At 56.0% G+C, this 7,505-nt stretch carries 10 protein-coding genes; all 10 read right to left on the reverse strand.

Annotated elements, in window-relative coordinates; genetic code table 11:
• On the reverse strand, positions 1-584 hold a 584-nt coding region (locus KHQ28_RS19500; protein ID WP_110539824.1), incomplete at its 3' end, for a C40 family peptidase.
• A 1-nt stretch (position 585) separates the two neighbouring features.
• Entirely contained in the window at positions 586-1,341 is a 756-nt protein-coding gene (locus KHQ28_RS19505; protein WP_048276849.1) for a phage minor tail protein L, read from the reverse strand.
• Positions 1,338-1,676, reverse strand: coding sequence for a phage tail protein (locus KHQ28_RS19510; RefSeq protein ID WP_017898999.1), 339 nt, complete (start codon positions 1,674-1,676; stop codon positions 1,338-1,340). Before KHQ28_RS19510 ends, KHQ28_RS19505 begins: the two co-directional genes overlap by 4 nt.
• Entirely contained in the window at positions 1,676-5,032 is a 3,357-nt protein-coding gene (locus KHQ28_RS19515; RefSeq protein WP_064147928.1) for a phage tail tape measure protein, read from the reverse strand. The genes KHQ28_RS19510 and KHQ28_RS19515 overlap by 1 nt, the downstream gene beginning before the upstream one ends.
• A 232-nt stretch (positions 5,033-5,264) precedes the next feature.
• The gene (locus tag KHQ28_RS19520; RefSeq protein ID WP_014228914.1) at positions 5,265-5,630 is read right to left on the reverse strand and encodes a phage tail protein; all 366 of its coding nucleotides are present in this window, start codon (positions 5,628-5,630) and stop codon (positions 5,265-5,267) included.
• 57 nt (positions 5,631-5,687) lie between these two features.
• Positions 5,688-6,149 carry a major tail shaft subunit gene (locus KHQ28_RS19525; RefSeq protein WP_014228913.1) on the reverse strand — a complete coding sequence of 154 codons (462 nt, stop codon included), beginning with the start codon at positions 6,147-6,149 and terminating at the stop codon, positions 5,688-5,690.
• A 31-nt stretch (positions 6,150-6,180) separates the two neighbouring features.
• The gene (locus KHQ28_RS19530) at positions 6,181-6,582 is read right to left on the reverse strand and encodes an HK97-gp10 family putative phage morphogenesis protein (RefSeq protein ID WP_021462608.1); all 402 of its coding nucleotides are present in this window, start codon (positions 6,580-6,582) and stop codon (positions 6,181-6,183) included.
• Positions 6,579-6,968, reverse strand: coding sequence for a hypothetical protein (locus tag KHQ28_RS19535; protein WP_023279517.1), 390 nt, complete (start codon positions 6,966-6,968; stop codon positions 6,579-6,581). Before KHQ28_RS19535 ends, KHQ28_RS19530 begins: the two co-directional genes overlap by 4 nt.
• Positions 6,949-7,287 carry a head-tail adaptor protein gene (locus KHQ28_RS19540; RefSeq protein ID WP_014228910.1) on the reverse strand — a complete coding sequence of 113 codons (339 nt, stop codon included), beginning with the start codon at positions 7,285-7,287 and terminating at the stop codon, positions 6,949-6,951. Before KHQ28_RS19540 ends, KHQ28_RS19535 begins: the two co-directional genes overlap by 20 nt.
• A partial coding sequence (locus tag KHQ28_RS19545) for a phage gp6-like head-tail connector protein (protein ID WP_110539826.1) occupies positions 7,284-7,505 on the reverse strand: 222 nt, incomplete at its 5' end. The genes KHQ28_RS19540 and KHQ28_RS19545, both read right to left, overlap by 4 nt.

Raw genomic sequence — 7,505 nt, forward strand, 5'->3', positions numbered from 1 at the left:
GCGTGGTTCCACTTATCCGCCTGCACCTGCATGATCACCATATCACCCGGTTGCGGTGGACCATCAAACTCACGGAACCCGCATTCATACCAGCAGTCCTGATAAAAATTGTCCGGATACTCCTTTTCCCACCACGGATAATCGACGCGGTAATCGTGCAGCTCGATGCCGTGGGTTTGCCGAAAATAGCTCATCACCAGGCCCCAGCAATCGTAGTGGCCCAGCACGAATGGTCGCTCGAGGAGCGGCAACTCACCACGCGGATGGATGGTACGGAGATCGCCTTCTGGCCAGCTGATAATATGCCAGGGGAGAAGGGTCGCGTCGCATTGCGCTTTATCCAGTTCGCTCGGCTGGGTGGTGGCATCAGGATGGCTGTGAACAATACCGGTGATCGTTCCCCATTCCTCAACCTCCGCATAATCCTCCGGCGCCAGCACAAAATTATCTTTCGACTCTGTGGCCAGGTTCCGGCAGGGGAAATAACGCTCCGCTCGGCCCCTCTGGGCGACGAGGCCGCAGGCCTCGCGCGGATATTCTGCGGCCGCATGTTCCTGGATGGCCTTAATCGTTTTCTGACGCATATCAGCTCCTGATTAATGAGGTGCCGGGGAACCCGCCAAACGGCAGTTCGCTATTCTCACCATGACGTAATTTGCAGGCCGTGAGCGTTCCGTTGCAGACATCCTGCGACGGGTCATCAACTGGCTGATTGTTCCTGTCAAAATACCGGGTGCCGGCATAGTCGCACCCGTTACCGCTGCGGTATTGATTGCGGATACACCAGGTGCAAATCGCATGCAGCTGGCGAGTGGGGATCATCATCCCCTGCAGGGCAAACGGGCTGGAGAGAGTAAATTCCACCTTCTCATCGTCTTCATAATGCTTTACGTCAATGAAGAAAAGGCGCCGTTTCTCCTGCGTCGGATCAGCTGAGGCATTCCCGTCCGGAAAGTTCTTCGCATCGAGATACTGTTTTTGCGTGTCGTGGATGACAACCCGCGCCAGAGCCAGATCGTCGTAATGAAGACAGAGCGCGGATATTTTCCCGTCGATGTTCCCTACCCGCAGCGTTGGCTGCGCGTCGCTGCCAGTGGTGGATGACTCGATCCCTTCGATTTCACATGGCCAGGCTTTATACTCCCGCCCCTGCCACCAGATGCTTTTCGCAGGCAGCTTATCCAGGTCGCCGTCAGCGGCGAGGATTTCGGCTGCAGTATGGGGGACGTTATAGCCGTGGAAATACAAAACCTCGTCCAGGCCAAACGCCTGGCCATCGATCTCCAGGAGACGAACCTCATCGCCTGGCTCTAACTTCTGATAATTCGCGTTAAGGCTCATGGTTTAAATGCCTGAATAAAAGTGGCTGAAAGTGAGTAATTTCCGCCGCCCAGCGGCACCGGTTTATATTGTTCGCAGCGGTAAAGCCCCACCTCTTCCAGCGGCGGGGTCCACTGAAACGCGCGGGTGCCGGCATGACGGTCGAAGAACTGCTTAATCGGACGGATATAGTCCTCCGTACCGACAAAACTCAGCTCCCAGTCCTGTGATCGGGTGTTAATACCATCGCCGGATACCTGCGCATACCCGTCACCGAACTGCGCCTTCCGGACACGAAAGTTAACGGTCTGCTGGGGATTAACCCGCGGACTCCAGGTGAATATCTCAATAGCCATCAACGTTGCCCTTTAACTGCATTCCAGACCATCCCGCCAGGGCGCATATCCTGCGCCATCAGCTCCCTGTATTTTTTCTCCACAAACGAGCCAATCTGCTGGCCAAACTGCTCAAAACCAGACGGTGCCTGCGTTGAGGTGTTTCCGCCTTCAATCGTGATATAGACTTTTGGCCCTTCCGACACGCCGGCGTTCTGACCACCACCCACCGCGCGTACACCCAGCGAACCATCACCGGCACGCGTCAGCGGCATGATGGCCTCCGGCCCGGCCTCGCCAAATACGCCGGCCCCTTTTGCGAAAGCGAAGAACTGCGGAGAGTCGTAGACCTGGTTGCTGTAGGCACTTAATGAAGGAGAATCGAAGACACCGCCTTTGGCATAACCCGGTATTTGAAAGTTAAAGTTATTACCCGCATTCTGAATCGCAGTTCCTGCGCCGACATCAGCCGCTCCAGAAACACCACCTGCAATACTCACTCCAGCTCCCACCACACCCATGATGGTTTGCATGATAGTGCTGGTAACAAGAGCCTGAGCGGCCATATCAACGAGGTTTTTTATGACCGACTGCGTGAGCGAGGAAAACAGGTCAGCCATGTTCTCCTTAAAGCTTCTCGTCCGCGTCAGCATGCTCGTCAGGAAGTTGCTTGAGCGCTCATGGGCCGTTTCAAATAACCCGACGGCCAGGCTCTGGAATTCTCCCTGTGATCGGTATAACTCCAGTGACGTCTGATACTGCGCATCGGCGGATTCTTTCGTCGCCTTCTGCATCAGCATTTCGTACTGTTCTTTGCTGATCGCGCTGCTCTGATAGTACGACAGCAGCAAAGCCTGCCGCTGCGTTAACTGATTGCGGAGTGCTACCAGTGGATCAACTTCGCCGGCGATATCCAGTGCCGGCGCAGCGATTTCATCGGCATGCGCCTGCAGCAGCTCTTTCGCAGTATCTCTGGCCAGCGTTATTCGTGCGGCCTGGTACTCTTTTTCATCAAGAAGGCGGGCTTTGAAAAGCTCAGCCAGGTCCCGGCTGGCTTCCTGCTCTTTTCGCAGAGTTTCCTGGGCGGGGGAATACTGCGCGGCCAGATCCAGTCGCTGTTTCTGGTAGTTCTCTGCATTCATTAACAGCGCGCGCTGCAGGTCAGCATCACTGGCGCCATTTTTCTTCGCCGCTTCCTGGAGCTCCCTGTTGCTGTCCTTTTCCTGCAGGTTAATTCTGGCCAGGCTGGATGCATGGGCTTCTTCAATTTGCTGCCGCAGCGTTTTGAACTGGTCGACCTGGGACTTACTGCCTTTCCCCGTGCCGGTACCGCCATCGCCGCCCCAGGGATTTCCATCTCCGGTCTCTTTGGGGGGCGTGCTTAACGCTCCTTTCAGATCGTCCGTAAGGGAGGTTATTTTTCCCGATAAACCCAGCTGAGCCAGTGTTTTTGCATCACTGACACGCTTAATGTTTTCCTCGGTTTTGCGGAGTCCCTCGTTAACGCTTTCGAGATCCGCCCGTGCACGCGCCTGGCCTTTTGTCACCCCTTCCAGCTGGCCGAAGGGGTCAAACCCTTTCAGGCTGTCGATACGACTGTCGGCATCCTGAATCTCTTTCATCAGCTGGTTACGCTGCACGACCTGGTTTTCGTACTTATCCTCCAGGTCGAACTGCTTCACATTTAACTGGTTAAGCGAGAGGCGCATCAGCGCTTCACTGGTTTCCACTACGGCATCTTTTAAATCAATGGCCGATTGCCGGGCTTCTTTTGCCTGTTGATGGAAATACAGTAATGCAGATCCAGCCAGCGTCGCCGCGCCAACCGGACCACCAACAAAAGCCAGAGCGCCTCTTGCCAGGCCCACCGCAACGGAGGCCGCACGGGCTGATATCGACAATTGCCGGTTTGCCGCTGCCAGTTTCAGTTTCGCCTGGCTGGCCAGATTGGTTTGCTCAGTTTCCTGTCGGATGAGGCGGGTAAACTCATCCTGGTAACTGATATTCATCCCGTACTGTTTAGCCGTCCGCTCCATCTGCCGGTAGTGGCCAAACTCAGCGTCGTTCTGTTTCAGGATGGCCGCTGTCGAATCCAGCGTTTTGCGGGCAATATCCGCATCAGCCTGCGCCCGCGCTTTTACCGCCGCCTGGCTTTCCCGCCAGGCCGCGATATTCTCCCGCAGCCCTGCAGTCAGTTTCGTGGATAACACGGGGATCAGGCTGTAAAGCGCCACGCTGGAGACGGTGTTGAAATTGTCTGCCAGGCTGTTCAGTGCCTCCGTGGCAACCTGAATCCCGCTGCGGAGTGGCCCGTTACTGCTCTGGCCGATCTTAATGACCATCCCTTCAAACGCACTGCTCAGCCCCAGCAAATCGCCGTTCAGGTTGTTAACCCTGATGGATGCCTGCTCATGCGCCGTTTTGGTACCGGTCAGGGAAGCGGTCAGCTCATCAAGCTTTGAACGGTTCTGGACCAGGATAGACGCCGCATTCAGGTTCTCCACGCCAAACAGTTTTACGGCCTGGGCCGTGGAGAGATTTTTCCCGGAAAGAGTGGTCAGCGCCTGGCTGAGACCAACCACGGATGGCTTGAGGCTCTTGTCTGTGCCCTTTTCCAGGTTCAGGATGACGTTACGCAGCGCCGTGCCGGCTTCACCGCCTTTAATTTCACGCTCTGCCAGCACCTGAATCGCGGCATTCAGCTGCTCAAAACCAACGCCGGCCTGTGCGGCTGCAACGCCACCATTTTTAATGGCGGCCGCTGTATCCACAATCTCCGACGACCCGTACTTCGCGCCGGCGGCCAGCACGTTGATATAACGATCCGCTTCCTGCGCGCTCGCCCCGTACTGGTTTAAGGAGAGCGCCAGCGTTCTGGTCGCATCGGGCAGCGTTGTGCCGGCGGCCTGCGCCAGGATAAGCGCGCTGTTCGTAGCCTTCTGCAGTCCATCGGACGTTTTTAAAAGCTCCGGTTTAGCCGACGCCATCAGCTTTAACGCTTCGGCGGCCTGGCTGGCGCTGTACTCTGTCGTGCGCCCCATTTCCTGCGCAGCCAGATCCAGCGCTTTCATTTCAGCTGCAGTCGCACCGGTGATGGCCTGCAGATCTGATAACGCCTGTCCATATTGTCTGGACGTGGTGACGATCGTACCGATGGAAAGGCCGGCTCCTGCCAGCCCCGCCAGCCGGCTGGCCATCCCGGATATCGACAGACCGACCTTCTTATAGGCGTCTTCCGTCTTTTTCGCGTCCGCCTGGGCATTACGGTTAAACCGTCGTGACTGGTTCTCCGCATTGCCATACGCTCCCAGCAGCTGGGATTTAAAACTGGCTGCGTTCAGGTGCAGCCCGACCGCTAAAGATGCGACGTCTGCCATTACATTAATGCCCTCATGACTGCCGCGCATTCATCATCGACCCGGGATGGCGCAGGTGTGGTTTCGGTTGGTGGCGCGTTTTCATCGCCAGGACGGCGGAAAGTGCCCTGTTTCAGGAAATAGGCTCGCCAGTGGTACAGAGTGTTTGCCGGCAACGCGGCAATTTTGGATGGGTCAGGCTCGCCCCAGCGGTCGGCCAGCCAGAAAATCAGCTCCAGCCAGGGCGAGTCACTCAGTTTTTTTCCGCTTCCTCCAGCTTGCCGATTGCGTGTTGCTTCACTTTTTCCACTGCGGCCAGCAGTTCGGGGTTTTCATGGGCCTTCAGCAGCTCGGCTGCCGTGGGTTTAAACTCATCCGGAATGGCCGTTCCATCCGGCTGAACCAGTGCATCGATGACGATCTGGATGACTTGCTCCGATGCCTCGCGTGCTGCGCCAGCTTTTGCGGTTTCAGCCATTTTCTCTTCGTAGCTGATGAGGTAATCCCCGGTCAGGCGGCGGATGAATACGGTTGCGCCAAACAACTCGGTTTTAATGACGGTTGGCTCCGATTTAAGCAACGCGGATTTCAGCGTGGACAGGTAATCTTTATCTTTCACAGGTAGTCCTTAAAAATAAAAAGCCACCCGAAGGTGGCTGTTTACAGGTTAAGTTAATCAGGCGCCGCCGGAGACAGCGACGGTTCCCCAGGTGATCTTGTTCTGCTTACCCTGAACAGTGATCTGGATGACCTCATTCGCCGGAGCGGCGATTTCATTCATCTGCCAGCCGGACAGCGCCAGGAGCATCGTCGCTGTTCGCTTGTTGGGTAATTCGACGTATAACTGGATGGTCTTGCGGGCCTCTGCTGCATTCAGCAGCGCGGCAAAATCGGTATTGCCCGGATCATCAATGAAGCCCAGCGACTTTTCAGGCCCGTCAGGCAGATCGCTGATGGACTGTTTCTGCTTATCCAGTAACGTGGTGCAGTCGACAAAGCCCCCCGTCTGCCCCATTGCACCCAGCGCTTTACAGTTAATCAGCGGTTTCAGCGCTGACGTGGCAGCGCCAGGCTCCCCGTATTTCACAATGGTGCCCGCCGGCAACATCGCATATTCAGGCGAAGTTTTATCAGCCATGTTTCTCTCTCTTTTTATACGGCAGCGGATGCTACCTGTTTTCAATGCCGTTTCGGATTTCCACGGTTAACACGCGCAAAACGGTCTGGAGGTTGTAATCCAGGGCGGGTCGGATAAAGGGGTCTGCAACCTGTTTAACCGTGCCAAGCTCCTGCGCCAGCGCCTTCATATGGTGTTGCTTGCTGGGGCCAACACGGAGCGTTACAACCGCGTTCCCTTTACCCTTGCGGGTGGAAGAGCGGATTTTGATTGAGTCCCGCATGTGCGGCCCGGCAGACGTTTCGTCAAAGCCGGCATGCTGCTTCATATCTTCCTCGACGACCTTTAGCGCTTCGCGCCCGGCATCCCGCAATACCTTCGTCGCCACTTTTTCGCCCAGGGCCATTAACTGCCGCTCCAGCTCATCCAGCCCTTTAACTTCCATTCGGATCACGAGGAGTCCTCCACGTAGTGAATGATGAAATCGCGGGTCAGGCGATACTGAATGCGACGATTCGTCAGCTGGTTTTTATCCTGATGGATACCGCCTCGCTCCACATACTGAACCGTGATACCCTCCAGCTGGCCATGAACGACGGACTTCAGTTCCGTCCAGATTTTTTTATCCAGCTGCAGCAGTGAGGTGTAATCATCGAGACGGTACAGATTCACCTGGATACGGGCAGAGACGATCCCCGTTCGCAACATTCCCGAGACCATCTCCGGGTCAGAGATACGCTGAAAGGTCGCTCCTTCCTGGACCGTGTCCGGCAGTAAAAGCGGATACGCATTCATGCCGGTGATGCGCTCCAGCGCACCCTTAATCGCCAGCTCTATCATGCCGCCCGTCAGCCTCCCCCGTGATAATGATCCGGTCCGTTTTGCGGTCAATATTCCGGACGGTATAAACCAGATTTTTCGTCGTGATTTTCCAGTCAATATCAACCAGCACACCCGGATAGACCGTAAACAGGCAGGTTTCCACCACCTGCTGCTGATCCAGCGTGCGGACTTTTCGCCCCGATACCAGCTCCCGTTTTGCCCACGCTTTTCCCGATTCAACCTGCTTTTCCGGTAGCGGTTCGCCCAGCGGCCCCCGACCGGACTGAACGTAGCTAATCGCAATGCGACAGTTCATATCACCCGGTTTCAGGCTCATAGCGTATGCTCCTGCAGGGGGAAAAGAAGATGCCTCACCGCAGCGGTTTCCAGCCACTGTCCGGTATGGCCATTCAGATACGCATCGCTGACCAGAAACTGAATGGCCAGCCGGATATCTTCATCCGCGATAAATCCGCGGACGGTCTCCGGGAGTGCCTGCAGCTCTTCATCACTGGTGACCAGCTTGCAGTAATAATCACGCTCGATGCTCCGCTG

Origin of the sequence: Klebsiella sp. 28 (assembly GCF_018223905.1) — a bacterium.
GTDB classification, from domain to species: Bacteria; Pseudomonadota; Gammaproteobacteria; order Enterobacterales; family Enterobacteriaceae; genus Klebsiella; species Klebsiella pneumoniae.

Bases quoted from the DNA above. Each gene is read 5' to 3' on its own strand.
- KHQ28_RS19505 (WP_048276849.1), bottom strand. From the start codon at position 1,341: ATGAGCCTTAACGCGAATTATCAGAAGTTAGAGCCAGGCGATGAGGTT.
- KHQ28_RS19510 (WP_017898999.1), bottom strand. From the start codon at position 1,676: ATGGCTATTGAGATATTCACCTGGAGTCCGCGGGTTAATCCCCAGCAG.
- KHQ28_RS19515 (WP_064147928.1), bottom strand. From the start codon at position 5,032: ATGGCAGACGTCGCATCTTTAGCGGTCGGGCTGCACCTGAACGCAGCC.
- KHQ28_RS19525 (WP_014228913.1), bottom strand. From the start codon at position 6,149: ATGGCTGATAAAACTTCGCCTGAATATGCGATGTTGCCGGCGGGCACC.
- KHQ28_RS19535 (WP_023279517.1), bottom strand. From the start codon at position 6,968: ATGATAGAGCTGGCGATTAAGGGTGCGCTGGAGCGCATCACCGGCATG.
- KHQ28_RS19540 (WP_014228910.1), bottom strand. From the start codon at position 7,287: ATGAGCCTGAAACCGGGTGATATGAACTGTCGCATTGCGATTAGCTAC.